The organism is Roseateles sp. GW821-FHT09H11 (genome assembly GCF_059415845.1).
On the sequence record NZ_JBWKOA010000008.1, the window covers coordinates 227,085 to 252,846 of the forward strand.

The 25,762-nt window shown below is 68.6% G+C and carries 22 protein-coding genes and 1 tRNA gene; 10 read left to right on the forward strand and 13 right to left on the reverse strand.

Going from position 1 to position 25,762, the window contains the following annotated elements; translation table 11 throughout:
- Positions 1 to 54 precede the first annotated feature (54 nt).
- The 3 genes from hprK to hpf all read right to left on the reverse strand — a co-directional run bounded on the left by hprK (position 55) and on the right by hpf (position 2,167).
- Positions 55 to 1,017 (reverse strand): HPr(Ser) kinase/phosphatase, encoded by a 963-nt coding sequence (hprK, locus tag AC07PR_RS25175; protein WP_377159427.1) that lies wholly within the window; start codon positions 1,015 to 1,017, stop codon positions 55 to 57.
- Between the two features lie 49 nt (positions 1,018 to 1,066).
- Positions 1,067 to 1,537: a PTS IIA-like nitrogen regulatory protein PtsN gene (gene ptsN, locus AC07PR_RS25180; RefSeq protein WP_067281138.1), complete on the reverse strand. Its 471-nt coding sequence runs from the start codon at positions 1,535 to 1,537 to the stop codon at positions 1,067 to 1,069.
- A gap of 288 nt (positions 1,538 to 1,825) precedes the next feature.
- On the reverse strand, positions 1,826 to 2,167 hold the full coding sequence (gene hpf / locus AC07PR_RS25185) for a ribosome hibernation-promoting factor, HPF/YfiA family (RefSeq protein WP_067281141.1): 342 nt from the start codon (positions 2,165 to 2,167) through the stop codon (positions 1,826 to 1,828).
- A gap of 741 nt (positions 2,168 to 2,908) precedes the next feature.
- Here hpf and corA point away from each other — a divergent pair.
- Complete coding sequence (gene corA / locus AC07PR_RS25190; RefSeq protein WP_067281145.1) at positions 2,909 to 3,898, forward strand: magnesium/cobalt transporter CorA; 990 nt, start codon at positions 2,909 to 2,911, stop codon at positions 3,896 to 3,898.
- Between the two features lie 578 nt (positions 3,899 to 4,476).
- Here the strand turns inward: corA and AC07PR_RS25195 are convergent.
- Complete coding sequence (locus AC07PR_RS25195) at positions 4,477 to 5,091, reverse strand: glutathione peroxidase (protein ID WP_495136926.1); 615 nt, start codon at positions 5,089 to 5,091, stop codon at positions 4,477 to 4,479.
- Positions 5,092 to 5,274: 183 nt separating this feature from the next.
- Between AC07PR_RS25195 and AC07PR_RS25200 the strand changes: the two genes are divergently transcribed.
- The 4 genes from AC07PR_RS25200 (at position 5,275) to AC07PR_RS25215 (ending at position 8,120) form a co-directional block, all read left to right on the forward strand.
- Positions 5,275 to 6,156: a ferritin family protein gene (locus AC07PR_RS25200; RefSeq protein ID WP_377159433.1), complete on the forward strand. Its 882-nt coding sequence runs from the start codon at positions 5,275 to 5,277 to the stop codon at positions 6,154 to 6,156.
- A gap of 171 nt (positions 6,157 to 6,327) precedes the next feature.
- Positions 6,328 to 6,747 (forward strand): VOC family protein, encoded by a 420-nt coding sequence (locus AC07PR_RS25205; protein ID WP_483108078.1) that lies wholly within the window; start codon positions 6,328 to 6,330, stop codon positions 6,745 to 6,747.
- Positions 6,747 to 7,631, forward strand: a complete 885-nt coding sequence (locus tag AC07PR_RS25210; protein WP_495136927.1) for a DUF3034 family protein — start codon at positions 6,747 to 6,749, stop codon at positions 7,629 to 7,631. Before AC07PR_RS25205 ends, AC07PR_RS25210 begins: the two co-directional genes overlap by 1 nt.
- Positions 7,632 to 7,685: 54 nt before the next feature.
- Entirely contained in the window at positions 7,686 to 8,120 is a 435-nt protein-coding gene (locus AC07PR_RS25215) for a group I truncated hemoglobin (protein WP_483108076.1), read from the forward strand.
- A gap of 88 nt (positions 8,121 to 8,208) precedes the next feature.
- On the opposite strand, the gene AC07PR_RS25220 is transcribed toward AC07PR_RS25215, so the two are convergent.
- From AC07PR_RS25220 to rsmB, 5 genes are all read right to left on the reverse strand, one after another.
- Positions 8,209 to 8,284, reverse strand: a tRNA-Phe gene (locus AC07PR_RS25220).
- Between the two features lie 75 nt (positions 8,285 to 8,359).
- Positions 8,360 to 9,088, reverse strand: a complete 729-nt coding sequence (locus tag AC07PR_RS25225; RefSeq protein WP_377159443.1) for a response regulator — start codon at positions 9,086 to 9,088, stop codon at positions 8,360 to 8,362.
- Between the two features lie 6 nt (positions 9,089 to 9,094).
- Positions 9,095 to 11,347, reverse strand: coding sequence for a sensor histidine kinase (locus AC07PR_RS25230; protein ID WP_483108075.1), 2,253 nt, complete (start codon positions 11,345 to 11,347; stop codon positions 9,095 to 9,097).
- Positions 11,348 to 11,418: 71 nt separating this feature from the next.
- Complete coding sequence (locus AC07PR_RS25235) at positions 11,419 to 12,033, reverse strand: DUF4390 domain-containing protein (RefSeq protein ID WP_495136928.1); 615 nt, start codon at positions 12,031 to 12,033, stop codon at positions 11,419 to 11,421.
- Positions 12,034 to 12,063: 30 nt separating this feature from the next.
- A complete protein-coding gene (rsmB, locus tag AC07PR_RS25240) occupies positions 12,064 to 13,473 on the reverse strand; it encodes a 16S rRNA (cytosine(967)-C(5))-methyltransferase RsmB (RefSeq protein WP_495136929.1) in 1,410 nt (469 codons plus the stop codon).
- A gap of 270 nt (positions 13,474 to 13,743) precedes the next feature.
- On the opposite strand from rsmB, the gene folE reads away from it, so the two are divergent.
- Positions 13,744 to 14,463, forward strand: a complete 720-nt coding sequence (folE, locus tag AC07PR_RS25245; RefSeq protein WP_377159449.1) for a GTP cyclohydrolase I — start codon at positions 13,744 to 13,746, stop codon at positions 14,461 to 14,463.
- A gap of 54 nt (positions 14,464 to 14,517) precedes the next feature.
- Here the strand turns inward: folE and AC07PR_RS25250 are convergent, their stop codons facing one another.
- Together AC07PR_RS25250 and queC are read right to left on the reverse strand one after the other, a co-directional pair.
- Positions 14,518 to 15,105 (reverse strand): LemA family protein, encoded by a 588-nt coding sequence (locus AC07PR_RS25250; RefSeq protein ID WP_431100549.1) that lies wholly within the window; start codon positions 15,103 to 15,105, stop codon positions 14,518 to 14,520.
- Positions 15,102 to 15,869 carry a 7-cyano-7-deazaguanine synthase QueC gene (gene queC / locus AC07PR_RS25255; protein WP_495136930.1) on the reverse strand — a complete coding sequence of 256 codons (768 nt, stop codon included), beginning with the start codon at positions 15,867 to 15,869 and terminating at the stop codon, positions 15,102 to 15,104. Before queC ends, AC07PR_RS25250 begins: the two co-directional genes overlap by 4 nt.
- 101 nt (positions 15,870 to 15,970) lie before the next feature.
- Here queC and AC07PR_RS25260 point away from each other — a divergent pair, with 101 nt between their 5' ends.
- On the forward strand, positions 15,971 to 17,578 hold the full coding sequence (locus AC07PR_RS25260; protein ID WP_495136931.1) for a DUF4139 domain-containing protein: 1,608 nt from the start codon (positions 15,971 to 15,973) through the stop codon (positions 17,576 to 17,578).
- A 132-nt stretch (positions 17,579 to 17,710) separates the two neighbouring features.
- Here AC07PR_RS25260 and AC07PR_RS25265 read toward each other — a convergent pair whose 3' ends face one another.
- Positions 17,711 to 18,985: a glutamate-5-semialdehyde dehydrogenase gene (locus AC07PR_RS25265; RefSeq protein WP_483108071.1), complete on the reverse strand. Its 1,275-nt coding sequence runs from the start codon at positions 18,983 to 18,985 to the stop codon at positions 17,711 to 17,713.
- 218 nt (positions 18,986 to 19,203) lie between these two features.
- Between AC07PR_RS25265 and AC07PR_RS25270 the strand changes: the two genes are divergently transcribed.
- The 3 genes from AC07PR_RS25270 to AC07PR_RS25280 are packed head-to-tail and all read left to right on the forward strand — an operon-like array spanning position 19,204 to position 22,608.
- Complete coding sequence (locus tag AC07PR_RS25270; RefSeq protein WP_377159459.1) at positions 19,204 to 19,614, forward strand: BlaI/MecI/CopY family transcriptional regulator; 411 nt, start codon at positions 19,204 to 19,206, stop codon at positions 19,612 to 19,614.
- The gene (locus AC07PR_RS25275) at positions 19,607 to 21,973 is read left to right on the forward strand and encodes a M56 family metallopeptidase (protein ID WP_495136932.1); all 2,367 of its coding nucleotides are present in this window, start codon (positions 19,607 to 19,609) and stop codon (positions 21,971 to 21,973) included. The genes AC07PR_RS25270 and AC07PR_RS25275 overlap by 8 nt, the downstream gene beginning before the upstream one ends.
- A 17-nt stretch (positions 21,974 to 21,990) precedes the next feature.
- Positions 21,991 to 22,608, forward strand: a complete 618-nt coding sequence (locus tag AC07PR_RS25280) for a LysE family translocator (RefSeq protein WP_495136933.1) — start codon at positions 21,991 to 21,993, stop codon at positions 22,606 to 22,608.
- 191 nt (positions 22,609 to 22,799) lie between these two features.
- Here AC07PR_RS25280 and AC07PR_RS25285 read toward each other — a convergent pair whose 3' ends face one another.
- Positions 22,800 to 25,688 carry a M16 family metallopeptidase gene (locus AC07PR_RS25285; protein ID WP_495136934.1) on the reverse strand — a complete coding sequence of 963 codons (2,889 nt, stop codon included), beginning with the start codon at positions 25,686 to 25,688 and terminating at the stop codon, positions 22,800 to 22,802.
- Between the last annotated feature and the right edge of the window lie 74 nt (positions 25,689 to 25,762).

Genomic DNA, 25,762 nt, shown 5'->3' on the forward strand with positions numbered 1-25,762 from the left:
AAGGGGCTCCGATGGAGCCCCTTTCTCTTTTCCTGATCCGCTGGGGATCGAGGCTCAGTTCGTGTCGTTGAGGCCCTGTTCGATCGCACGCTGGTGGCGCTCGACGAACTCGCGGTAGGTGTCGATGCCGCGCAGCTGCAGGATGGTGTTGCGTACCGCAGCCTCGACCAGCACGGCCAGGTTGCGACCGGCATCCACCGCGATCACGACCTTGCGCACCGGCATGCCCAGCACGTCCTCGTACAGCGGCTCGTAGGGCAGGCGTTCGAAGTCCCGCTCCATCGTTTCCTTGCGGACCAGGTGGACGATCAGCTTGAGGCGCATCTTCCGGCGCACCGCCGTCTCGCCGAAGATCGCCTTGATGTCCAGCAGGCCGATGCCGCGGACTTCGAGCAGGTTCATCAGCAGCTCGGGGCAGCGGCCCTCGATCGCCGTCTGCGCGATGCGGAAGAAGTCCACCGCGTCGTCCGCCACCAGGCCGTGGCCGCGGCTGATCAGCTCCAGGCCCAGTTCGCTCTTGCCCAGGCCGGACTCGCCGGTCAGCAGCACGCCCAGGCCGAGGATGTCCATGAACACGCCGTGCCGCGTCGTGCGGTTGGCGCAGACATGCGCGAGGTAGGCGCGGACCAGGTCGATGACGTGGCCGGCGCTCTCGGCGGTGGTGAACAGCGGGATCTCGGCGCGGTCGCACATCGCGACCAGCCGGTCCGGCGGCGCCTGATCGTCGGCGACGATGATCACCGGCGGTTCCAGCGTGACGATGCGCGCGATGCGACGGTCCAGCACGTCGCCCGAGGCCTGGCTCAGGTAGCCGACCTCGCGTCGGCCCACGATCTGCACGCGGTACGGATGGATGTAGTTCAGGTAGCCGACCAGATCGGCGGCCGACTGCGCGTCGCGCAACGCGGCTTCGTCGAAGCGGCGCTCAGGATGCGCGTGTCCCGCGATCCACTCCCAACGCAGGGCCTCGCGGTGCTCCTCGAACAACCGGTCCGCGCTGATGGAGGTGGCTTTCAAGTTCGGCGGCCGTGGTCGTGGCGGTGAGGGGTCGGAGGGCTGTCGGCGCTCAGGCGACCGACTTCAGCGGTTCCCAGTCGGCGATCAGGCGATGCACCGTCGCGGCTTCGGGCTCGGTCTTGAGGCGCTCCCGCAGTTCGCGATCGGACAGCATCTCGGCGATCTCGGACAGGATCTCGAGGTGTCTCTGCGTCGCCGCTTCGGGCACCAGCAGGAAGATCAGCAGCGTGACCGGTTCGTCGTCCGGCGCGTCGAAGCCGATCGGCTGCTGCACGCGCAGCACGGCGGCCAGCGGATTCTTCAGGCCCTTGATACGGCCATGCGGGATCGCGACGCCGTGACCCAGGCCGGTCGAGCCCAGACGTTCGCGAGCGAACAGGTTGTCCGTGACCGCGGCGCGGGAGATGGAATGGTTGTTCTCGAAGAGCAGCCCCGCGTGTTCGAAGACCCGCTTTTTGCTGGAAGCGTCCACATCGACCAGCACGTTGCTGGCAGGAAGGATGGCGGCGAGACGGTTCATCGGGCATTTGCCGGTCACGACGACCGGCGGGCTGGGAGAGCAGCGCTGCGCACCAGCGGGGCGCAGATTCGAGGGTTGAGGGACAGGATTATAGGAATCCCGCTACCGACAGGGGGTGTGACGGATGCGACGCTCCTGTGAAAAGGTCGTCCCTGGTGTTGCATTGCAACAATTCTCGGCAAAAAGGCGGCCCGACGGGCCGCCTTGCGGGCGGAACCCCGGGAAATCCCCGGGGTCCGGAGCGGGTTCACCGCCCGGCGTGGGCCGTGGCGGGAACCCGGGAGCCGGTCATCCGGCGCTCAGGTCCATGCGCTTGGCCGATTCATGATGATGGTTCTGCACACGGTCCTTGTGGCGGCAGACCTGCCGATCCAGCTTGTCCATCAGCTCGTCGATGGCCGCGTAGAGGTCCTCGTGCGAGTGCTCGCAGAAGATCTCCCGTCCCTTCACATGCAATGTGACTTCCGCGCGTTGGCGTCGATCCTTCTCCTTCTGCTTCTCCACGGTCAGCAGGACGTTGATGTCCACGACCTGGTCAAAGTGCCGGATCACCCGGCTCAACTTGTTCAGCACGTACTCACGCAGAGCCTGTGTCACTTCGAGATGGTGGCCGCTGATGGTCAGGTTCATAAAGCCTCCTTTCACAAGGGCTTGGTCGGAAACGGTGTCGGAGTCGGCGGCGGATGCCGCGGGAAAAGAGCGGTTCAGGGTCTTGGGGGTCTTTGTGCCTTGAGGCGGTGGGGAAATCGATGTGGGTGGAAGGCCACGCCGCCGACAGGGAGTCGGAAGCGTGCGGGAAGCGGATGGGGGATCAGAGGATGGCGTCGGAATGAACGGTCCGCGAGGGACCCGGAAGGCCGCGAGGGCCGATGGCATGCGGGTTCTGAGGCGACATCGATGAAGAAGACGAGGCCAGTCTGCTCCCGATCCGGGGCTCGGGCAAGTGATCAAAAGCAAGGTTTGGGGGCGAATATTCCCGCCTTGCGGCATGGCGAGGTCCGTGCTCGAATGCTGGGTGTTGTGCGGCGGACGCTCCGAGGCGCTCTTCCTTGCCGCTCCCGAGAGCGCGATGTGATAATTCCGCGTCCCGATTACTGGAGTTCCCCTTGGACAGCGACCACCCTCGGTGGCCATCCACTCCAGCGTCAATCCGCCGCAGCCCCTGAGCGTTCAGCGTCACCGCGCCAACGCCGCCGCGACGCTTGTCCGGAGTGAGACGGGCCACCTTCGACCTGCATTCCGCGCGCGCCGCTGTCCCGGCGCCGCCCGCTCCCCGACAACTTCCTGCGCCGCGACGATCCCGAGGATCCGTCAACGCGCACTCCGGCTTGCGCGTTCGCCAGAGCGCGTCACCGCCGACGAAGGACCTGCATGCTCAATGTTTTCACGCTGGACAACGGCCGCCTCAAGGGAGGCATGGTCCAGGAGGAGATCGCGACCGCCGCCGAACTGCTCGCGCGCACGGACGACGGTCGTGACCCGGTCTGGGTCGACCTGGAGTCGCCCACGCCGGAGGAGAAGGACTGGATCCGCGAACGCTTCGGCCTGGTGATCCCCGAGGACATCGTCGACGAGGATCTGGAGGAGTCCGCCCGCTTCTACGAGGAGGACAACGGCGAGCTGCACATCCGCTCCGACTTCCTGATCGACGACATGGAGGCGCCGCGCAATGTGCGCGTGGCCTTCATCCTGTTCAACAACGTACTGTTCTCGGTCCACAACGAGGATCTGCCGGTGTTCCGCCTGCTGCGCCTGCGCGCGCGTCGCATCCCCGCCCTGATCGAGGACGCCAAGGACGTGCTGCTCAAGCTCTACGACGCGGATGCGGAGTACTCCGCCGACGTGCTCGAGGGCATCTACGACAACCTCGAGAAGGTCAGCGCGCGCGTGCTGAAGAAGGACGTCAACGACACCGAGGCCGGCGCGGTGCTCGCCGCCATCGCGCGCGAGGAAGACCTGAACGGTCGCATCCGGCGCAACGTGATGGACACGCGCCGCGCGGTCAGCTTCATGATGCGCAGCCGCATGCTCAACGCCGAGCAGTTCGAGGAATCCCGGCAGATCCTGCGCGACATCGACTCGCTCGATTCGCACACGGCCTTCCTCTTCGACAAGATCAACTTCCTGATGGACGCCACGGTCGGCTTCATCAACATCAACCAGAACAAGATCATCAAGATCTTCTCGGTCGCGAGCGTGGCACTGCTGCCTCCGACGCTGATCGCCAGCGTCTACGGCATGAACTTCGACGGCATGCCGGAGCTCCACTGGAAGTACGGCTACGTCTTCGCGCTCGGACTGATGGTCGCGTCGGTCACCGCCCCCTTCATCTACTTCCGCCGCAAGGGCTGGCTCGCCTGATCCCGTCCTAGTCCGCCCAGGCTCTTGCGAGCCAGGGAGGCGTCTGCAAGGCTGAAATACAAAGGGCCTCCGCGATGCGGAAGCCCTGGGTATAAAAGTAGCCTCAAGACGCCCCTGGCCAACGAGGGAGGGAGGGAGGAGGAGGAGAAAGGCCTCGGGATTGCAGCTTCACGAGGAAGCAGGTCTTGCGGCTGAAAGTGGATGCGTTGACTTTACTCCCATCGCTGCCGGGATCGGTGGAAACCCGGAATGCCCTCCTGAACCGCTGCGCCTTCCGGCCCGTTTAAGCGTCCCCAAAGGGACCGCTGCTACCGGCTGTTGGCGCTGGCGTTTGTCGTCAGCGATGTGTTGAACGAGCCGTCATGGTGCAGCGCATCGCCGTCGATGTCATCCCATCGATGAACGAATAAGTGAGCAACTGTCACTGTTGTCCCGCCTAGCCGGGACAGTTTTCAGGGTGATGACGAGCCTTCGCTACAGGCGCACCGATTGCCCAACCCCGCGCCCTGAGATCAGTTTTTTCGAGAGAAAATGAGGCGCAGGAGCAGGTTTTCCGATTCAGTGGCTCAGCGCACTCATCACTGCGGTTGCGCGACCAGCTTTTCCACGGCCTGGGTGAACTGGGTGCTGTCGGGGCTCACGCCGGACGCGAAGCTCATGACCTGCTTGCCGTCGCGCGAGATCAGGTACTTGTGGAAATTCCACTTCGGCGCCTGACCCGTGCGCTTGGCCAGGTCGGCGAACAGCGGATTCAGATCGGCTTTTCCGGCGGCCACGTTGCTCTTGCTGAACATCGGGAATTTCACGTTGAAGGTGTTCTCGCAGAACTCGGCGATCTCCTTGTTGCTGCCGTACTCCTGGTTGCCGAAGTCACCGGAGGGAAAACCGAGCACCACCAGTCCCTTTTCCGCATAGCGCGCGGACAGCGCTTCCAGCGCCTTGTACTGCGGCGTGTAGCCGCAGAAGCTGGCCGTGTTGACCACCAGCACGACCTTGCCGGCGTACTGGCACAGCGCCTGCGGCTTCTCGTCCTGCAGGCGGGGCATCTGCCGGTTGAGCAGTTCGGGGCACGAGGCGCTCGATGCAGTCGTCTCGGCCGCGGGCGCGGCGTGGGCGGACGTCGCGGCGAACGGCGACACCAGCGCCAGCAGGAGCGCGGCTCGCCTGAAGAAGGAACCGAAGGACTGGGTCATGTCGTTATCTCCTGGGATCGGTAAATCCGGATGGTCCGAAGGCTGCGGCGCTGCGTAAGAAGCGAACGTGGCTTCAGGTCCGTTGGAAGCGCGATTAGGCCAGATCGCCCCACGGGCGGATGGCGTAAGGGAATGTCATGGTGCGACCGGTAGAATCCGCCGCGCTCAACAGGACGCAGACAGATGCTTTATCCCGAACTCTTCAAGCAACTCGAGGCCGTGCGCTGGAACATGGACACGGATATCCCGTGGGACAAGTTCGACGCGTCCAAGCTGACCGACGACCAGGCGCGCACGATCAAGATGAACGCGATCACCGAGTGGTCCGCGCTGCCTGCCACGGAGATGTTCCTGCGCGACAACAAGGACGACAGCGACTTCTCGGCCTTCATGAGCGTCTGGTTCTTCGAGGAGCAGAAGCACTCGCTGGTGCTCATGGAGTACCTGCGCCGCTTCCGTCCGGACATGGTGCCGACCGAAGCGGAGTTGCACGAGGTGCGCTTCGAGTTCGACCCGGCCCCCGCGCTGGAAACGCTGATGCTGCACTTCTGCGGCGAGATCCGCCTGAACCACTGGTACCGCCGTGCCGCCGAATGGCACACCGAGCCGGTCATCAAGGCGATCTACGAGACCCTGTCGCGCGACGAGGCCCGCCATGGCGGCGCCTACCTGCGCTACATGAAGCGCGCGATGACCAAGTTCGGCGACGAGGCCAAGGCCGCGTTCGCGAAGGTCGGCGTGCTGATGGCCAGCGCGCGCCGGACGGCCCAGGCGCTGCATCCGACCAACCTGCACGTGAACGCCAAGCTGTTCCCGCGCGACACCATCCAGAGCCGCCTGCCCGATCCGGAATGGCTGGAGCGCTGGCTGGACAAGCAGATCCAGTTCGACACCGTGTGGGAGAACAAGGTGGTCGAACGCATCCTGCACAACATGAGCCTGCTGATGGAGCGCAGCTTCGCCAGCGTCCAAGAGTTGAACCGCTTCCGCAAGGAACTGACGCAGCGCCTGGCCCAGGCGGCGCAGCAGGCGCAGGGTGGCGACGCGGCGCCGAAGGCGACCTGACCCTCCGAGCCCGCCGCTCGCACGAAGGCCCGCTGACGCGGGCCTTTTCTTTTGTCGTGGCCGCACCGAGGCGGTCCTCGCACATGGCCCTGGCGCATGCGCACCAGGCCCGCCGCGGCCACAATGCATCATTCCCTTCCCCTTCCTTCCAACGCCATCCGCCGACCGCTCATGAAGTATCTGCACACCATGGTCCGAGTGACCGACATCGAAGCGTCCATGAAGTTCTACCGCGACGCGCTCGGCCTGCAGGAAGTGCGCCGCAGCGAGCACGAGGCCGGCCGCTTCACGCTGGTCTATCTCGCCGCGCCCGGTGACGAGGATGCCCAGATCGAACTCACCTACAACTGGGATCCCGAGGTCTACACCGGCGGTCGCAACTTCGGCCACGTGGCCTACGCGGTGCCGGACATCTATGCCGCCTGCCAACGGCTGATGGACGCCGGCGTGACGATCAACCGTCCGCCGCGCGACGGCCGCATGGCCTTCGTGCGCTCGCCCGACAACATCTCGGTCGAACTGCTGCAGGACGGCCCCGCGCTGCCGCCGGCCGAGCCGTGGATCTCCCTGCCCAACATCGGCGCCTGGTGATGCTTCGATCGCTGGTCCCCTTGCTGCTGGCCGTGCCGCTGGCCTGTGCCGCGCAGGCACAGGGCAAGCTGCTGCTGACCGGCGGGGTGAGCAGCATCGACGGCGCTGCCGGTGGCGGCCTGACCCCCTGGGCGCTGACCGGCAGCTATGCCACCAACGGCCAGATCGGCGCCACGGCCTACTTCACGCGCCTGCCGGTGCAGGACTACAGCCTGTCCGGCTACGGCGCGTCCGTGGCCTTCGGCGAGCGCGCCGAGCTGTCGATCGCGAAGCAGGATTTCAGCGCTGGCGGCACAGGCGCTGCGCTGGGTCTCCCGGGGCTCCAGCTGAAGCAGACGATCTTCGGTGCGAAGGTCCGGCTGGGCGGAGACGCCGTGCTGGACGCCGACACCTGGATGCCGCAGATCGCGCTCGGTGTCGAATACAAGCATCTGGATGCCGGCGGCCTTGCGCCAACGCTGAGCGCGCTCGGCGCGAAGCGCAACGGCGTTGACGTCTATCTGAGCGCCACCAAGCTGTTCCTGGCGCAGAGCACGCTGGTGAACGTGACCTTGCGCGCGACGCGGGCCAACCAGAACGGTCTGCTGGGCTTCGGCGGCACGGCGAGCAGCCGGTACTCGCTGATGCCCGAGGTGTCGGTCGCGTACCTGATCAACAAGCAGTGGGCGATCGGCGCCGAGTACCGCATGAAGCCCGACAAGCTCTACCCGTCGATCCTTGGCGACGGGCTCCGCGAGGATGACTGGAAGGACGTGTTCGTCGCCTGGGCGCCGAACAAGCACGTCTCGCTGACGGCGGCCTACGTGGACCTCGGCCGTGTGGTGCCCGGCATCCAGCCGCGGAGACAGCGCGGTGTCTACGGGTCGATCCAGTTCGCGTACTGATCCCGGCGCGACGCCAAGTCGCCATCACGACGAATCGACGAGGAGGCCTGGACGATGCGATCTGCTCGAAGACTGTGGACGGCAAGCGCGCTGGCGCTGCTGATCGGCGTGGGCGTGCATGCGCACGCGGCGGACGATGCGTTGTACCGTTCGCTCGGTGGCGATGAAGGCATCGCCCGGATCGTCGACGGCATGGTCGATCGCGCCTATGCGGATCCGCGCATCCAGAAGAAGTTCGATGGCGTCAATCCGAAGGCGCTGAAGGAGTCGCTGCGCAACCAGTTCTGCGTGCTCAGCGGAGGCGCGTGCAAGTACGAGGGCGAGACGATGAAGAACTCGCACGCCCACCTGGCGCTGACCAAGGCCGACTTCAACGCGTTGGTCGAGGACCTGCAGTTCGCGATGGACGATCAGCAGGTGCCATTCGCGGTGCAGAACCGGTTGCTGGCGCTGCTCGCGCCGATGCATCGGGACATCATCACGCGCTGAGGCGCGGCGGGAGCCGTGCCCTCGATGGCCTGACTGGCGCGTCGAGGCAGAAAGCAGAAAGCCCGGCAGAGCCGGGCTTTCTTGAATCTGGTGGCCAAGGGCGGAATCGAACCACCGACACGCGGATTTTCAATCCGCTGCTCTACCAACTGAGCTACTTGGCCGTGAGACTGTGTCTCTCGCTCCGTTGTTCCAGGTCTTGCGGCCTGTGCCGAACAACGAAGACAGCGACTATAGCACTAAATTCCGCTGCCTCGCTTGTTTCTCGACAAATCGACGCCCAGTTGCTTGAGCTTGCGATACAGGTGGGTGCGTTCCAGGCCGGTCTTCTCGGCCACGCGGGTCATCGAGCCGTTCTCCTTGGCCAGGTGGAATTCGAAGTAGCTCTTCTCGAACGCATCGCGCGCCTCGCGCAGCGGGCGGTCCAGTTCGAAGACCTGTTCGGAAGCCAGGCCCTGATGCGGCAGCGGCGTCACCGGGGCCAGGCCGGCCGTCTGGACCGGCAGCGTGCCGGCCGCGATGGGCGGCAGCGTCTCCGGACGCGGATAGCTGTTGCCGATCGCCGTCCCGATCACCGGCGCCGCCGGCGGCGCCGGGCGGGGCGCGGTCTTCACCAGGGCCTGCTCGACCGCGCGCAGCAGCTTCTGCAGCGTGATCGGCTTTTCCAGGAAGGCCATCGCGCCGAACTTGGTCGCCTCGACCGCCGTGTCGATCGTGCCGTGGCCGCTCATCATGATGACCGGCATCGTCAACTGCCCGGTGCTGCCCCACTCCTTGAGCAGCGTGATGCCGTCGACGTCCGGCATCCAGATGTCCAGCAGCACAAGGTCGGGACGCGAGCGCTCGCGGCTCGCCCTCGCCTGCTGGGCGTTCTGCGCGAGTTCGATGGTGTGCCCCTCGTCGGAGAGGATTTCGGACAAGAGGGCGCGGATGCCCAGTTCGTCGTCAACAACAAGAATGGTTGCCATGTATGCCTACTGTTCACGCGGCCGAGGCGCGTCCTGCGCAGGGCTCGGTGCAGTCGCGAGTTTTGAAAATGATAACGAAACTTGTGCGCCGCTCGGCGGCTGATCGGCGCCGCTGGCTGCTGGGAGATTCACCAAGCGGATGCGAGCGCCGTGCTCGTCCGCGATTTTCTTCACCACGGCAAGCCCGAGCCCCGTGCCCTTGGTCTTGGTCGTGACGTAAGGCTCGAAGGCGCGCTTCAGCACGTTCTCGGCGAAACCGGGCCCGTTGTCGACGATCACCAGCCGCAGCGCCCGCAGCTCGCCGGCTTCGGTCAACGACTTCTGGGTCCGCACCGTCACGTGGCCGTCCGGGCGATGGCTGACCGCATCCAGCGCGTTCTGCACGAGGTTGTGGATCACCTGCCGCAGCTGCGGCGCGTCGCCCATCATCAGCGGCGGATCGGTCGCCAGGTCCGCCTTCAGCTGCCCCGCCTCCTGGGCTTCGGCGTACAGCGTCAGCACCTCGGCGACCAGCGCGTTCAGGTCCAGCGGCGAGAGCTTGGCCGCGGGCAGCCGCGCATAGTCGCGGAACTCGTTGACCAGCTGCTTCATCGCCTGGACCTGGTTGACGATGGTGCCCACCGAGCGCACCAGCATCGCCTGATCGGTGCCTTCGAGCTTGGACTCGAGCTTGAACTGCAAGCGCTCCGCCGACAGCTGGATCGGCGTCAGCGGGTTCTTGATCTCGTGCGCGAGCCGCCGCGCCACCTCGCTCCAGGCGGCGGAGCGCTGCGCCGACACGACCTCGCTGATGTCGTCGAACACCAGCAGTCGCGCGCCCTGCGGCAGCAGCGCGCCGCGCACCAGCAGCGTCAGCGCGGTCTTCTCGTCGAGCTGCAGTTCGAACGAATCCTGCCAGTGCTCGCGCTCGCTGGCCTCGGGGCTGCTCTGCAGTTCGAAGCGCTGCCAGATGTCCTTGCCGAATACCGCCAGCACCGGCAGGTCCTCCAGCGGCCGACCCACGTAGGCCGACAGCGGCAGCTTCAGGATGCGCGTCGCGCCGGGGTTGACGGTTTCGATGCGGCGATCGGCGTCGAACACGATCACGCCCGCCGTCAGGTTGTCGAGGATGGTCTGCACGTGCGTGCGCGCGCTCTCGAGCTGGGTCACGCTGTGCTCGACCAGCGCGCGCGCGTCGGCCAGCTGCTGCGTCATGTCCGCGAACGAGCGCGTCAGCCCGCCGAGCTCGTCGCGCGAGCGGAACACCGGCTTGGCCTTCAGGTCGCCGGTCGCGACCTCGCGCATGCCTTCGGCCAGCAGCAGCAGCGGCTGGACCAGCTGGTTGGACAGCGCCACCGCCAGCAGCAGCGCCGCGAACACCGCGAGGATCAGCACCAGCGTCAGCGTGCCCAGGTACATGCGCCGCAGGCCGTCGCGCAGCAGCGAGCGCTGCAGGTATTCCTGGTTCGCCGCCGACACGTTCAGCGCGTTGCTGATCACCTTGCCGGAGATCTGCTTGACGACCATCAGATAGCGGTCGCTGTTGGTCAGCTGCAGCGCGCTGCTCGGCAACAGGGCCAGCGAGCGGATGCGCGCCTCGCCCTGCATCGCCAGTTGCTCGTCCTCCAGACCTTCCAGCCGCGAGGCGATGCCGTTGCTGCGCGCCTGCGAGATCAGCGTGGAATTGGGCCGCGCGGGGATCTCGCTCGACTCACCGCCGGCGGACAGCATGATCTGGCCGTTGCCCGCGACCAGGGCGACGCTGCGCGCGCCCAGCTGATCGCGCAGCCGCTCCAGCGCCAGTGGCGCCAGCGCGCCGTCTTCCCAGCGTTCGGCCGCGGCGCGGGTGCGGACGGTCTGCTCGGTGCGCAAGTTCTCCAGCGTGTCCTGGCCCAGCGCCAGGCCCGCCTCCAGCGCGCTGGCGAGGCGTTGGTCGAACAGGCTCTCGATGCTCCGGTTCACGAACTGGTAGGAGACCGTGTAGATCAGCAAGCCTGGCACCACGCCGACGATCGCGAAGATGCCCGCGAGCTTGAGCAGCAGGCGGCTGCCGAAGCGGCCGCGCTTCACCCGCAGCGCGAGCCGCGTGCCGGCGACGCCGATGACGACGATCAGCGCGGTGGCGACCGCGACGTTGACCCAGAACAGCCAGACGTAATGGCGCTCCAGGAAGCCGCGCTGCGCGGTCGTGCTGATGGACAGCAGGAAGGCCAGCATGCCGCTGGCACCCGCGATCGCGGTCACGGAGATCAACCACGCCAGGCGCGCCGACTTGGTCACGGGTCAGGGTCCTTGCTGAAACAGGGGGATCGGAAAAACGACGGAGGAAGACGACGGCAAGGTCTGCCTGTTCAAGGCTGCGGCCGGTTGGGGGGCGGCGTGGACGGCGCCTCCAGCGTCAGCGTGAGATTGCGGTCGACGCTCAAGGCCCAGCCCTGGCTGCCGCCCAGCCCGATCTGCATCGGCCGCGGGAGCTGCGCGGTGTCCAGCTTGTAGCTGAACTCCAGGTAATAGCGGCCATCGTCCTCGATGTCCTTGGTCTCGGCCACGCGCCAGCCGGACACGCCACGCAGCGACGAGATCGCCTCGCCGAGCGTGTCGAAGCTCTGGTGCAGGCCGCCGGTGCTGACGCGGTATTGCCGGGTCAGCGGCTGCCAGGTCAGTCGCCAGGTCCGGCTGGCCTGGGCGACACGCGCATCGCGCCAGTACCAGCGGTTGCGCAAGACCTGGATCTCGGCGACGAAGTAGATCGCCACGCCCTTGAGCAGCGCCTCCTCGGCCTGCCGGGGCAACTCGAAGCGGGTGCTGAAACTGACGGCCAGGCCGTCCTCGACGCGTTCCGCGTTCAGCGCCTGCAAGGCCACGCCCTGGGCCAGCGCCCAGCCGTGCAAGGCCAGCAGCGCGCCGACCAGGGTCAGGCGCTGCCACCAGGAACGCAGCGGAACGGGACGGGACGGCGGGGACACGCGGACGGATGCAGGGGGGAAGTTCTCGGGTCAGGTCTTCTGCAGCAGCGCGTAATAGAAGCCGTCGGTGACGGCCGCCGCGCCAGATGCGGAGTCCTGCGGACCATTGTCTGCGAGCGGCAGCAGATGCCCGGCCCCCTGGTCGAACTGACGCGACCGCGCATCGCCATGGCGTTGCAAAAACGCGTCGATCTGGTCCTGGCCTTCGGCCTTGAAGACCGAGCAGGTCGCGTAAACCAGCCGCCCGCCTGGCTTGAGCAGCGGCCACAGCGCCTCGAGCAATTCGGACTGGATGCGTGCGAGCGACGGAATGTCGTCCGGCCGGCGCAGCCATCGCACATCCGGATGCCGGCGCACGATGCCCGACGCGCTGCAGGGCGCGTCCAGCAGGATGGCGTCGAACGGGCGGCCGTCCCACCAGGCGGCGGTGTCGCGGGCGTCGGCGGCCTTCACGGCGCCGTCGAGCTTCAGGCGCTGCAGGTTCTGACTCACCCGTTCCAGCCGCTTGGCATCGGCGTCCAAAGCCAGCAGATCGAGGCGGTTGCCGGCGAGTTCCTGCAGGTGGGCCGTCTTTCCGCCCGGCGCGGCACAGGCGTCCAGCACCCGCGCGCCTTCGCCGAGCTCGGGCCACGCCTCGTCCGGGGACAGGTCTTGCGGGCGCCGGCGGCCCAGCACCAGCGGTGCGGCCAACTGCGCGGACGCGTCCTGGACCGAGGCATGTCCGCCATCGAAGCCGGGCAGGGCCTGGACCGGCCGCGGCTCGTCGAGCACGACGGCCTGCGGGAACAGCGGGCCTGCCGGGTGCGCGGCGATGCCGGCCTCGCGCAGGCGGGCGAGGTAGCCGTCCAGGTCGTCGTGCGCCGGATTGACCCGCAGGGTCATCGGCGGCTTCTGCTGGTTGGCCTGCAGCAGGCCTTGCCACTGGGCGGGCCAGTCGTTGCGAAGGCGGTCCTGCCACCAGCGCGGATGGTTGAAGCGGGCGACGGGATCCGCTTCGGCGGCGGCGACCAGCGCCTCCCGCTCGCGCAGGAAGCGCCGCAGCACCGCATTGACGAAGCCCGCGCTGTTGGGCGCGCGCTGCCGCACCGCATGCACGGCCTGATCCACCAGCGTGTGATCGGCGTACGCGGTTTCGCCGGGCCAGAGCAGCGCCAGCGCGGTCACCAGCAGCGCGTCCACGCGCGGCGGCGGGTTCTTCGGAGCGAGCGCCGCGCGCACCGCCTGCGCCGCACCCAGGCGGCGCAACACGGTGAAGCTCAGCGCCTGCACGCCGGGGCGGATATCGGCGGGAGAACGGGCGATCCACTCGGTCAGCGAGTGGCCGTCGCGCACGGACTGGACCGCATCGGCCGCACCGGCCAGCAGCCGGTGGAGTGGCGGGGCGCCGCCGGACACGGCGTTCTTGGACGAGGAAGGAGAAGGAGAAGAGGGGGCAGACACCGGTGGAGTTTAGTGGCGAAGGCAGCGTGCGCTTGTGGGGCCGGAATGACTCTGGGGGTTCCCGGAGGGATGCCCCCTGAGTCGTGGAGAGCCCGCGCCAGGCCTCCCGCCAGCAAGTGCCTCGCCAGGAACCCTGCACCTCGCCAGGAACCCTGCACCTCGCCAGGAACCCTGCACCTCGCCAGGAACCCTGCACCTCGCCAGGGACCCCGCTACCCCCAAGAGCCTTGCTTTCGCAATGGCATGAAGATGCCGCGACAATCCCGCCCCATGACGAGCACCCTCATCCTGAGCCCCGAAGAGTTGGCAGCGCTGCCGGCTTCCGACCGCATCCGTTACCGGCTGGTCCAGGCGGGCCGGCGCCATCATGCCAACGACAACATCGCCGAGTTCATCGAGGCCGGCGAGCTCGACCAACTGCAGGCCGAGGTGCAGGCGCGGATGCAGGACGTGCTGCAGTCGCTGGTGATCGACACCGACAGCGACCACAACACGCAGGAGACGGCCAAGCGGGTGGCGAAGATGTTCGTGAAGGAGGTCTTCGCCGGGCGCTACGCGCCGCCGCCGCCGGTGACCGAGTTTCCCAACGCCGAGCGTCTGAACGAACTGATGATCGTCGGCCCGATCACCGTGCGCAGCGCCTGCTCGCACCACCTGTGCCCGATCATCGGCAAGGTCTGGATCGGCCTGCTGCCGAGCGAGCACTCGAACCTGATCGGCCTGTCCAAGTATGTGCGGCTGACCGAGTGGATCATGAGCCGCCCGCAGATCCAGGAAGAGGCGGTCGTGATGCTGGCCAACGAGCTGCAGGACCGCGTCAAGCCGGACGGTCTGGCGATCGTGATGGATGCGGACCACTTCTGCATGCACTGGCGCGGCGTCAAGGACATGGACTCGACGATGACGAACAGCGTCATGCGCGGCTCGTTCCTGAAGGATGCGACGCTGCGCGCGGAGTTCCTCGCGCTGATGAAGAACAAGAAGGCCTGATCGCTCCCGCGATCGGTGACGAGGGCCCGCCTGGCGGGCCCTTCGCGTTTCGGCTCAGAGGCTGCGGGCCTCGCTGAAGCCGACGAAGCTCATCAGCACGCGGGTCGGGAACTGCCGGATCGCCGCGTTGTAGGCGTCGACCGCCTGATTGAAGACCTGCCGCGAGAACGCCCGCTGGCGGTCGATCATCTTCAGCTCGTCGACGGCGCCGCCGAGGTCCGGATCGGCGCTCAACTCCGCGTGGTGCTCGACCAGCGACACCATCCGCGTCAGCGCCGCGCCGTGCACGGCGGCGGCCACCGCCAGCAGCGCCACCGGATCCGCCGCATAGGGCTTGGCGCGCACCGCCTGCGCGGCGGCCCGGGCCTCGGCCTGCGTCGAGGCCAGCGCGTCCAGGCTGGCCTGCTCGCTGGGCAGACGCTCGCGCAGCCGTTCCAGCAGCAGATCGCCGTGGGCGAAACGGCGCGTCAGCGCGTCATCCAGCTGCGCGTAGGCCTTCCCGATCTCATTGCGGAGCAGCATCACGCGGTTGTAGGCGCCGATGCTCCAGAAGGCCAGCACCGCGGCCAGGCCCCACAGCCACCAGTTCCAGTGAATCGCCTGCACGGTGCTGGCTGCGCTGACGGCGCTGACGGGGATCACGGAGCGACGGCCGGACCGGCCGACGACTTGGCGACCTGGAACTCGTTCCAGCCCTTGGCGCGCAGCTCGCAGGCCGGGCAGTGACCGCAGCCCCAGCCCCAGGCGTGCCGGGTCTTGCGCTCGCCGAGGTAGCAGGTGTGGGTGTGTTCGATGATCAGCTCGTTGAAGGCCTCGCCGCCGAGCGACTCCGTCAACGCCCAGGTCTGCGCCTTGGTCAGGAACATCAGCGGCGTGTCCAGCGTCATCGGCGTGTCCAGGCCCAGGCTCAGCGCGACCTGCAAGGCCTTGAGCGTGTTGTCGCGGCAGTCGGGGTAGCCGGAGAAGTCGGTCTCGCACATGCCGCCGACCAGCACCGACGCGCCGCGGCGGTAGGCCAGCGTCGCGGCGAAGGTCAGGAACAGCAGGTTGCGCCCCGGCACGAAGGTATTCGGCAGGCCGTTGGCCTGCAGCTCGATCGCGCGCTCCTGCGTCAGCGCGGTGTCGGAGATCTGGCCCAGCAGGCTCAGGTCGAGCAGGTGATCCTCGCCGAGCTTGGCGGCCCACCGCGGGAACTGCGCGGTGATCTGCGCGCGCACGGTCCGGCGGCAGTCGAGCTCGACGCGGTGGCGCTGGCCGTAGTCGAAGCCCAGGGTCTCGACCTCGGCGAAGCGGTCCAGCGCCCAGGCCAGGCAGGCGGTGGAATCCTGGCCGCCGGAGAACAGCACCAACGCCTTGCGGCGCGAGGCATGGACAGCGGGAATCGGGGCGGTGGCGGCGTCGGACATGGGGAAATGGTAGCCAGGGGACCAGCGGTTGACAGGGAATGCGGCAGGCCGGAAGTGTGCCAGCACCGTGATAGCGTCGTCCGCCTCCAGGAGGAAAAGCAATGCAACGAGTGTTCATGATGTCGGTCATCGCCGCTGCCGGCGTCGCCGCGTTCAGTGCTCCGGCAACCGCGGCGACGGGCCCGTCCGCAGGCGCGACGCCGCAGGGCGCGTCCGCGATCGCCCAGGTGCTGCTCTATCCCGGCGGCGCCCAGGTGGAGCGCGCCACGCGCGTGCCGGCCGGCGCAACGCAGGCGCGCTTCGCGTGCCTGCCGGCGGGTCTGGAGCGCGATGCGATCCAGGTGCAGGCCGCCCCGGGCATCAACCTCGGCGAACTCAAGATCGATCGCGTGCCGCGCGACTCCCTGCCGGAATGTCGCCAGCGCGATCCGCGCGTCCGCGAGGTCGAGCAGCAGCGCGACGCCGTCGAAGCCGAGATCGCCGGCGTCGACTTGGCGCTCGGTTATCTGAAGGGTCTGTCGGATCGCGAGGCCAAGCCCGGCGCGGCGCTGGCCACGAGCCTCGAAGCCCTGCGGCGCAACGCCCAGGAATTGACGCTGAAACGCCAGGCGCTGAAGGAGCGGCTGACCGACATCGGCAACGACCTCACGGCGGCGAAGGCCGCGGCGCCGACGGCCTCCAGCCAGGTGTCCGTGGTGACGCTGCGCCTCTCGACAGGCGAGGGCGGCGACATCGGCCTGTCGTACCGGCTGAGCGGCGCCGGCTGGCAGCCGCAGTACCGTGCGCGGCTGGACACAGCGACCGGTGGTCTCGCCATCGAGCGTCTCGCGCAGATCGCGCAGAACAGCGGCGAGGACTGGACCGACGTGAAGCTGAAGTTGTCGACCGTGCGACCCCGTCAGAGCGTGGCGGTCGATCCGCTGCAGCCGTGGACGCTGGAGCTCGACCGCCCGAAACCAAGCGCGCGCGGTCTTTTCCGGGAGTCTCCGGCGCCGGCCATGGCCATGGCGCCCGCGATGGCGGACATGAAGGTCGAGGTCACCGGCGCCCGGGTGGTGCCGTTGAGCTTCGATCCGAGCGTCTTCGAGGGCGAGTTCGGCGCCGAATACGACCTGCCGCAGCGCGTCACGCTGCGTGCCGATGGCGCGGTATCGACGGTCAGCCTCGGTCGGACGACCGCGGAGGCGCGCCTGCTCGCCCGCGTGCAGCCCAAGACCGAGCCGGCGGCCTACCTCGTCGCCGAGCTGCCGCGTCCGCAGGGCTCGTGGCCGACGGGGCCGGTGCAGCTGTTCCGCGACAACGCGCTCATCGGGCAGGTGCCGCTGCAGTTCGGCACCGAGAAGACCTGGACCTTGCCCTTCGGTCTCGACGACCGGCTGCGCGTGCGGGTCGAACCCGACAAGCGCGAGGGCGCCAACGGCGGCTTCATCGGCTCGCGTCGCGAGGTCGTGCTGACGCGTCAGTGGCAGGTCGAGAACCTGCGCAGCCGCCCGGTCACCTTGCAGGTCCTGGAGGCCGCGCCAGTGCCGGACCATGAGGACGTCCGCGTGCAGACGCAATTCACGCCGCCGGTGACGACGGCCGGCTGGCGCGATCGTCCCGGGATCCAGATGTGGGAATTGCCGCTGTCACCCGGCCAGACGCAGCGCTTCCAGGCGGTCTACCGGATCAGCGCGCCGAAGGATGAGTACGTGTCGAACATGCCCTGAATGCCCTGACCCTCGGGTCCGGCATCGGCATCGGCATCGGCATCGGGCCAGGGACAGGGACAGGGACCCGGCCTGGCCTGGCCCGGCCTGGCCTGTCCCGGCCTGCCCACGGATGTCGAGGCCCGGGCCGGATCAGCCCCTGATCTCGCCCTGACCCAGCACCACCCATTTCATCGACGTCAGTCCCTCCAGGCCCACCGGGCCGCGGGCGTGGAACTTGTCGGTGGAGATGCCGATCTCCGCGCCCAGGCCGTACTCGAAGCCGTCGGCGAAGCGCGTGCTGGCGTTGACCATCACGCTGGCCGAATCGACCTCGCGCAGGAAGCGCATCGCGCTGACGTGGTTGGTCGTCAGGATCGCGTCGGTGTGGTGCGAGCCATGCCGGTTGACGTGCGCGATGGCCTCGTCGAGCGAGTCCACGACCTTGATGCTGATGATGGGCGCGAGGTACTCGGTGTCCCAGTCCTCGGGCGTCGCGGGCTTGAGCAGGTCGCGCGGCACCGCTTCCAGCAGCGCCAGCGTGCGCTCGCAGCCGCGCATCTCCACGCCCTTGGCCGCGAACACCATGCCGATGCGGGGCAGGAAATCCGCCGCCTGCTTCGCGTGGACCAGCAGCGACTCGGTCGCGTTGCAGGGGCTGTACTTCTGCGTCTTCGCGTTGTCGACGACGGTCACCGCCAGGTCCAGGTCGACCTCGGCGTCGACGTAGCTGTGGCAGTTGCCGTCCAGGTGCTTGATCACCGGCACGCGCGCCTCGCGGCTGATGCGCTCGATCAGGCCCTTGCCGCCGCGCGGGATGATGACGTCGACGAAGGCGGGCATCGCGATCAGCAGACCCACCGCGGCGCGGTCGGTCGTGTTGATCAGCTGCACCGCGTCGCGCGGCAGGCCGGCTTCCTCGAGGCTGTCCGCCACCAGCGCCGCGAGCGCCAGGTTGCTGTGAAGCGCCTCGGAGCCGCCGCGCAGGATGCAGGCGTTGCCGCTCTTGATCGCCAGCGACGCGGCCTCGATGGTCACGTTGGGGCGGCTCTCGTAGATCATGCCGAACACGCCCAGCGGCACCCGCATCTGGCCGACGCTGATCCCGGTCGGGCGGCGCTTCATGCCGGTGATCTCGCCGATGGGGTCAGGCATTGCGGCGATCTGCTCGCAGCCTTCGGCGACGGTGGCCAGCACCTTCGCGGTCAGGCGCAGGCGGTCGACCATCGGCGCTTCCAAGCCGGACGCCGTCGCCGCGGCGAGGTCGCGTTCGTTCGCGGTCGCGAGCGCCGGGCCCGCTTCGCGCAGGCGGCGCGCGAGCGCCTGGAGGGCGAGGTTCCTGGCGGCGGTCGGAGCGGCGGCCATCAGCGTCGCGGCCGCGCGGGCCGCCTCGCCGACGCCGGTCATGTAGGCGTTGAGGTCGGACATAGGTCTTGGATTCTGACCGATGCCCCGCAGCCGCTGCGACGTCGGGGCCATCGAAAGCCGATAGCCAAGCCTTCGCGGTGTCCCCCATGTCCTCGGTCCATGCGGCTCATGGGAGAGGGGAGGGCTACGGGTATGTCCCAGGAGCCCGGACCTTGCGGCAGGTCGGCTCGATCTTCTACAGTTGTAGTACGACAGTTGTAGAAATACGGGATCCGGCGATGGACGAGTCGATCAACGACGACGGCAAGGGCGACGTGTCGCTCAGCGAGCTGCAGCTGGCGCTGATGCGCGTGCTGTGGACGCGAGGGCAGGCCAGCAACGCCGAGGTGGCGGAGGCGCTGCGCGAGCAGCAACGCCCGCTGGCGCACACGACGGTGGCGACGCTGCTGTCGCGGCTGGAGAAGCGCGGACTGATCGCCAGCGAGCGCGACGGTCGCGCGCTGGTCTACCGCGCCGCGGTCAGCGAGCCGGAGGTGCAGCGTTCGATGGTGTCGGGGCTGTTGAGCACGCTCTTCGGCGGCAAGCCCGAGGCGCTGTTGAGCCATCTGGTCTCCGAAGGCGAACTCGGCGACGATGACCTCGCCAGGATGCGCGCGCTGCTGAAGAGCAAGGGAGGCCGCCATGATTGAAGCCCTGTCCGGCTGGCTGTTGAACTACCTGCTGCACAGCACGGTGCTGCTGGGCGGCGTCTGGGCGCTGGAACGCGCGGGCTGGCTGAAGCATCCCGCGTGGCGCGAGGCGTTCTGGCGCGCGGCCTTCTTCGGCGCGGTGCTGACGGCGAGCGTGCAGCCGCTGACGCAGGTCACGCGCGTCGCATTGCCGGAGGTCTGGGCGCCGGCGCATGAACAGGGCGAGCGAGCCGCTCCCGTCCTGGATGCCGCGCTGTCCACGAGCGGCGGGAACGAGTCGACGTCCGCTCCGTCGCCCGCGCCAGGGCCTCTCCCAACACCGGTCGAGCGTTCGACCGAGTCCCTGTCGGTCGTCGCCGACCGCGCCGTCGCAGATCACGTCGTCGACATCGGCGATGACGCGATGGCCCGTCGCCGAGAGCTCCTGCGCGAGGGTCTCGCTGCCCTGCTGCTGGCCTGGCCGCTGGTCGCGCTGCTCGGTCTCGGGCTGACGCTGATCCGCTGGTTGGGACTGCGCCGGCAGGTCCGCGCGCTGCCGGTCTGTGACGACCCGGAACTACAGCAGGCCGCCGCGGAACTCGCCGGCATTGCCGGCGTGCGCGCGCCGACGCTGCGCGTGAGCCCGCACTGGGCCAGTCCGCTGGTCGCGCCGGGCGGGCAGATCTGCCTGCCCGCACGCCTGATGCGCACGCTCGATGGCCAGCAGCGTGTCGCGGTCCTCGCGCACGAGATCGCGCACCTGCGCCGCCGCGATCTGGCCTGGCGCCTGGCGGCCCGGCTGGTGTCGCAGCTCGGCTGGCTGCAGCCGATGAACCGGCTGGCGATGCGTCGGCTGGACCTGCTCGCCGAGCTGGCCTGCGATGCCTGGGCCGCGGCCGAAGCCGGCGCGATGCCGTTGGCCGAGGGCCTCTATGTCTGCGCCCGGGACCTGGCCGCCGCGACCGCTGCGACCGACGGACGACGCGGCGCCCGGCCGATGCCGGTGCTGGCCAGCGCGATGGCCGCCGCCCGGTCCCCGTTGATGACGCGCATGGACGCGCTGCTGGAGGGCACGCCGCTGGCCGGCACCACGCCCACCCGCCGCCGTCTCGTCCGCGTGCTGATCGCCGGCGGCCTGTGCGCCGTGGCGCTGGCCGTGCCGATGCTGGTCATCGGCAAGGCGCCGCGGCTCAACGTCGACCTGAGCGGGGTCAGCGGCGCGTTCTCGTCGGCGTTCAGCGGCATGAAGGTCACGCGGCAGGTCGTGATCGCCGATGGCGTCGAACGTCGCGTGAACTACTCGGGCGAACTGGAATTCAACGGCGACGAGACCGACGTCGTCTCGCTCGACGACAAGCTCTCGATCATGGAGCGCGCCGACGGCGTGACGCGCCGCGTCGAGATCGCCGCCGACGGCAAGGGCGGACAGGTGCGGCGCTTCTGGATCAATGGCGACACGAAGCCGATCGATGCACCGGCGCAAGCCTGGATCGCCGGGCAGATCGGCCTGATCGCGGAAAGCGTCCAGGGCAGCGGACCGCGCGTGGAGCGCCTGCTGCGCCAGGGCGGGACCGAGGCGGCGCTCGCCGACATCGGCAAGGCGCAGGACGCGATGGCGCGCCGCACCCGCATCGAGGCGCTGCTCGAGAGCGGGCCGCAGAGCGACGAGACCCTGTCGCAACTGATCGCGCTGGCCGGCCGGATGAAGGACGACTTCCAGCGCCGCACCGCGTTCATCGCTCTGATCCAGCATCGGGCGCTGGCGCCGGGTCTGCAGCGCGAGCTGCTGGAACTGGTCCCGACGCTCAAGGGCGACTTCGACCGCCGCGAGGTGCTGGTGGCGATGTCCCCGCAGCTCGTCAACGACGGTGCCGTGATGACCGCCTGGCAGCAGGCGGTGCGCGGCTTCGGCGGCGACTTCGACAAGCGCGCGGCCATCGTCGCGCTGATCGACGAGGACCACGAGGCCACGCCGGATCGCCTGCGCACGGCGATCGCCGCGAGCGGCATGATCGGCGGCGACTTCGACCGGCGCACCGTGCTGGAGGCGGCGGCCCATCAGATGCGCGGGAATGCGGCGCCGTACGCCGCGGCCTATGTCGACGCGGTGCGGGGCTTTTCGGGCGACTTCGACCGCCGCTCGGCGCTGACCGCGCTGATGGACGAGGCCCAGGTCGATCGCGAGATCGCGCTGCAGGTGTTGCGGGCCACGGGCAGCATGAGCGCCGGTTTCGACCGCGCCGAGCTGTTGATCGCGCTGGCGGAACACCTGCCGGCGGATCCGGACGTGCTGACGCAGTACCGGCAGGCGGCGCGCGGACTGAGCACGCACGACCGCGGCCGCGTGGAGGCGGCGATCGACCACCTGGCGCCGTCCTGAGGCGCACAATCGCCGGCATGGCACTGCACACCTGGACCCTCTACTTCCTGGCCGTGATCGGCCTGTCGCTGACACCCGGCCCCAACAGCCTGCTCGTGCTCGCGCATGGCGCGGCGCACGGCAGCCGTCGCACGCTGTGGACGATCGCGGGCGGCGCGACCGGCTTCGCCGCGCTGATCGGCTTGTCGATGCTGGGCATCGGCGCGCTGCTGCAGACCACCGCCAGCGCGCTGCTGGTGCTGAAGATCGTCGGCGGCGCCTACCTGATCTGGCTGGGCATCCAGCTGTGGCGCTCGCCGGCCATCCAGCTGCGTCCGGCCGAGGGCGCTTCCGCGGCGCAGGGACGCGGTCGCGTGCTGTTCCGGCAAGGTCTGCTGTCGGCGGTCTCGAATCCCAAGGTGCTACTGTTCTACGGCGCCTTCCTGCCGCAGTTCATCGATCCTCAGCGCGATCTGCTGGTGCAGTTCGTGTGGCTGGCGGCGACCTTCGTCATCACCGAGGCGATCGTCGAATTCCTGATCGCCAGCCTCGCGCACCGCGTGCGCCCTTGGCTGGAGCGCTCCGGCCGCGGCTTCAACCGCGTCTGCGGCACGCTGTTCGCGATGATGGGCGCCGCGCTGCCGCTGACCCGATGACCCGATGACCCGATGACCCGCTGACCCGCTGACCCGCCGAAGCGATGAAGCGATGAAGCGATGAAGCGATGAAGCGATGACCCGCAGGACGGCGGGCCGCTGAGCGACTGAGCGACACAACGGAAAACGGGCGCCGAGGCGCCCGTTGTCGTTGGTGTCCGCGCGATGTCAGCGCGGGAGGGAGCCTGTCATCACGGCTTCGCGGCCGAGGCCGGCGCCGACGGCGCGGTCACATCCACCGGCGCGCCCTGCAGGTCGCGGATCTCCAGCGGCTTGCGCCCCAGGGCCTCCAGCTGCGGCAGCACCTTCGCCTTGTCGCCGACGGCCACGACGATCAGCGCGGCCGGATCGACGTAGGTCTTCGTCGCCTTGTAGGCGCTGCTGGCGTTCACGGCGCCGTACTTGCGCGGCAGCGACGTGATGCTGTCCGCCGGCGCGCCGACGGCCCATTCGCTGGCGTAGCTCGACGCCACGACGCGGTTGGTGTCGAACAGCCCCGGCAGGGCCAGCAGCTGCGCGTTGCGCACGCGGTTCAGCTCGTCGGCGCCCATGGGCTTGGCGCGCATGCCGTCGATCTCCTTGAACATGTCGGTCAATGCCGGACCAGTGACGTCGGTGCGCACGCTGCCGCGGATGCCGAACAGGCCGCTGTCGCGGTTCATCGTGTAGGCCGAGTAGATGCCGTAGGTGTAGCCCTTGACCTCGCGCAGCTGCGTGTTGATGCGCGACGTGAAGAGACCGCCCATCGCGGCGTTCATGACCTTGATGTCCTCAGCGTCGGGCGTGCCGGCCTTCGGTCCGGGCGCGACGACGCTCAGCGCGGTCTGCGGCGCATTCGGCTTGTCGACCAGGATCACGCGGGCGGCGACCGGCTGCGGCGCGGCGGCGTTGACGGCCGCGGCGGCCGTCGACGGACGCGCCCAGCCGCCGAACAGGCGCTCGGCCAGCGACTTCAGCTCGTCGGCCGAGATGTCGCCGGCGACCACCAGGGCGGCCTGGTCGGGCCGGTAGTGTGTCGCCCAGAACTGACGCAGCGCGGCGGCGTCGGTGGCCTTGATCGAGGCCTCGTCGCCGATCGCGGCCTTGGCCAGCGGGTGGCCTTCGCCGTAGATCACGCGGTTGGAGACGACCGACGCCACGGCCGGCGCCTGCTCGCGCTGCTGCTGCAGCGCGGCCAGGCGCTGGTTCTGCATGCGCGCGATCTCGGCGGCGTCGAAGGCCGGGTGCAGGGTGACGTCCGCCATCAGCGCCAGCGTCTGCGCGAAGTTGCGCTTCAGGCTGCTGGCTTCGATGCGGGCCTCATCGCGACCCGCGCCGCTGCTGATCGCCGCGCCCAGCGCGGCGGCCTCGTCGGCGATCTGCTGTGCGGTGCGCGTCTGCGTGCCTTGCTGCAGGATGCCGGCGGTGAAGCTCGACAGGCCCGGGCGATCCGTCGGGTTGGCGGTCTGCCCGGCGCGCACGACCAGCGTCGCGCTCACCAGCGGCAGGCCCGGGTTCGGCACGTGGATCAGCGTCAGCCCGTTGGCCAGCGTCAGGCGCTTGCCTTCCGGCAGCACCGAGGCCTTGGCCTTGCCGCCCTTGGGCTGGGTCTTGCGCCAGGCGACGTCGGCGTTCATCGACTCGCGCTCGCCCTTGGCGGCCTTCTCGGGCACCGGCGGGGTGGGGACTTCAGCGGCCAGCTTCTGCTCGCCCGGCGTCGCCAGCACGACGACGCGCGCGTTCTTCTTCAGCTGCTGTGCGACGACGTCGCGGATCTTCTCCGGCGTGATCGCCTGGTAACGCGCCAGGTCCTTGCCGATGTAGTTCGGGTCGCCGGCCTGCTGGTTGTAGTAGTTGATCTGGTCCGCCAGGGCCTGCACCTTCTCCAGGCGCGCCAGCGTGCTGGTCTCGATGGCGGCGCGGGCGCGGACCATCTCTTCGGGCGTCGGCGGGTTGACGGACAGCTCGGCGACCGCGTCGTCGACGATCTTCTGGATCTCGTCCAGCGACTTGCCGGGACGCGCGATCACCTCGACCGAGAACACCGAGCCCAGCGACAGCGAGTACTGCTGCACCTGCACCGACTGCGCCAGCTGCTTGTCGTAGACCAGCGTCTTGTAGAGGCGGCTGGACTTGCCGCCGCCCAGCACGTGGGAGGCGAGGTCCAGCTCCGCGTCTCCGGGCTGGAACACGGCCGGCGTGTGCCAGGCGATGTCCAGGCGGGGGAGCTCGATACGGTCGGTCACCTCGACGCGCTTCTCCTCGGTCAGCTTCGGCTGCGGGACGTTGACCGGCGGCACCGGATCGCCGGCCTTCAGCGGACCGAAGTATTTCTGCACCAGCTGCCTGGCCTGCGCGGGATCGAAGTCGCCGGCCAGCACCAGGGTCGCGTTGTTCGGGCGGTAGTAGCTGCGGGCGAAGGCCTTGACGTCGTTCAGCTTGATCGACTGGATGTCGGCATGCGAGCCGATCACCGTCGCGCGGTACGGATGGCCCTCCGGGAACAGCGCCTGGTACAGCGCTTCCTCGACGATGCCGTAGGGGCGGTTCTCGACGGACTGGCGGCGCTCGTTGCGCACGACGTCCTGCTGGTTGGCCAGCGACACCGAATCGACCTCGTCGATCATGTAGCCCAGCATGTCCGACTTCAGCCACAGGCCGAGTTCGAGCTGGTTCGAGGGCAGCGTGAAGAAGTAGTTCGTGCGATCGAAGTCGGTGGAGCCGTTGGAATCGGTGCCCCCGGCGGCGTCGATGATCTTGTCGGCCGTGCCGCGCGGGATGTGGCGGGTGCCGGCGAACATCAGGTGTTCGAACAGATGCGCGAAGCCGGTCTGGCCCGGGGCCTCGTTGCGCGGGCCGGCGTGCACCCAGAGGTTGAAGGCCACCAGCGGCAGGCGGTGGTCCTCGACCAGGATCACCTCGAAGCCGTTGGCCAGCTTCACCTTCTCCAGCTTCACGTTGAGCGTGCCGCCGACGGTGGTGACGGCGCTGGTGCCGGCCGCGGCCGGAGCCGCCAGGGCCGCCGACGTGGCGGTGGCGCCGCCGAGGGCGGTCAGGACGGCCAGGGTGATGGCGGCGGGTGCCGCGGGCATGAATCGCATGGTGGGACGCTTCCCTTCAATGTTGGTGCGGGGCACGCTAACCAAAGCGGGCCTCCCTCACAAGTGCCGGAACT

What these genes read in the sequence shown, in the direction of transcription:
- ptsN (WP_067281138.1), bottom strand. Translation starts at nt 1,537, where the DNA reads ATGAACCGTCTCGCCGCCATCCTTCCTGCCAGCAACGTGCTGGTCGAT.
- hpf (WP_067281141.1), bottom strand. Translation starts at nt 2,167, where the DNA reads ATGAACCTGACCATCAGCGGCCACCATCTCGAAGTGACACAGGCTCTG.
- corA (WP_067281145.1), top strand. Translation starts at nt 2,909, where the DNA reads ATGCTCAATGTTTTCACGCTGGACAACGGCCGCCTCAAGGGAGGCATG.
- AC07PR_RS25195 (WP_495136926.1), bottom strand. Translation starts at nt 5,091, where the DNA reads ATGACCCAGTCCTTCGGTTCCTTCTTCAGGCGAGCCGCGCTCCTGCTG.
- AC07PR_RS25200 (WP_377159433.1), top strand. Translation starts at nt 5,275, where the DNA reads ATGCTTTATCCCGAACTCTTCAAGCAACTCGAGGCCGTGCGCTGGAAC.
- AC07PR_RS25205 (WP_483108078.1), top strand. Translation starts at nt 6,328, where the DNA reads ATGAAGTATCTGCACACCATGGTCCGAGTGACCGACATCGAAGCGTCC.
- AC07PR_RS25210 (WP_495136927.1), top strand. Translation starts at nt 6,747, where the DNA reads ATGCTTCGATCGCTGGTCCCCTTGCTGCTGGCCGTGCCGCTGGCCTGT.
- AC07PR_RS25215 (WP_483108076.1), top strand. Translation starts at nt 7,686, where the DNA reads ATGCGATCTGCTCGAAGACTGTGGACGGCAAGCGCGCTGGCGCTGCTG.
- AC07PR_RS25225 (WP_377159443.1), bottom strand. Translation starts at nt 9,088, where the DNA reads ATGGCAACCATTCTTGTTGTTGACGACGAACTGGGCATCCGCGCCCTC.
- folE (WP_377159449.1), top strand. Translation starts at nt 13,744, where the DNA reads ATGACGAGCACCCTCATCCTGAGCCCCGAAGAGTTGGCAGCGCTGCCG.
- queC (WP_495136930.1), bottom strand. Translation starts at nt 15,869, where the DNA reads ATGTCCGACGCCGCCACCGCCCCGATTCCCGCTGTCCATGCCTCGCGC.
- AC07PR_RS25260 (WP_495136931.1), top strand. Translation starts at nt 15,971, where the DNA reads ATGCAACGAGTGTTCATGATGTCGGTCATCGCCGCTGCCGGCGTCGCC.
- AC07PR_RS25265 (WP_483108071.1), bottom strand. Translation starts at nt 18,985, where the DNA reads ATGTCCGACCTCAACGCCTACATGACCGGCGTCGGCGAGGCGGCCCGC.
- AC07PR_RS25270 (WP_377159459.1), top strand. Translation starts at nt 19,204, where the DNA reads ATGGACGAGTCGATCAACGACGACGGCAAGGGCGACGTGTCGCTCAGC.
- AC07PR_RS25275 (WP_495136932.1), top strand. Translation starts at nt 19,607, where the DNA reads ATGATTGAAGCCCTGTCCGGCTGGCTGTTGAACTACCTGCTGCACAGC.
- AC07PR_RS25280 (WP_495136933.1), top strand. Translation starts at nt 21,991, where the DNA reads ATGGCACTGCACACCTGGACCCTCTACTTCCTGGCCGTGATCGGCCTG.
- AC07PR_RS25285 (WP_495136934.1), bottom strand. Translation starts at nt 25,688, where the DNA reads ATGCGATTCATGCCCGCGGCACCCGCCGCCATCACCCTGGCCGTCCTG.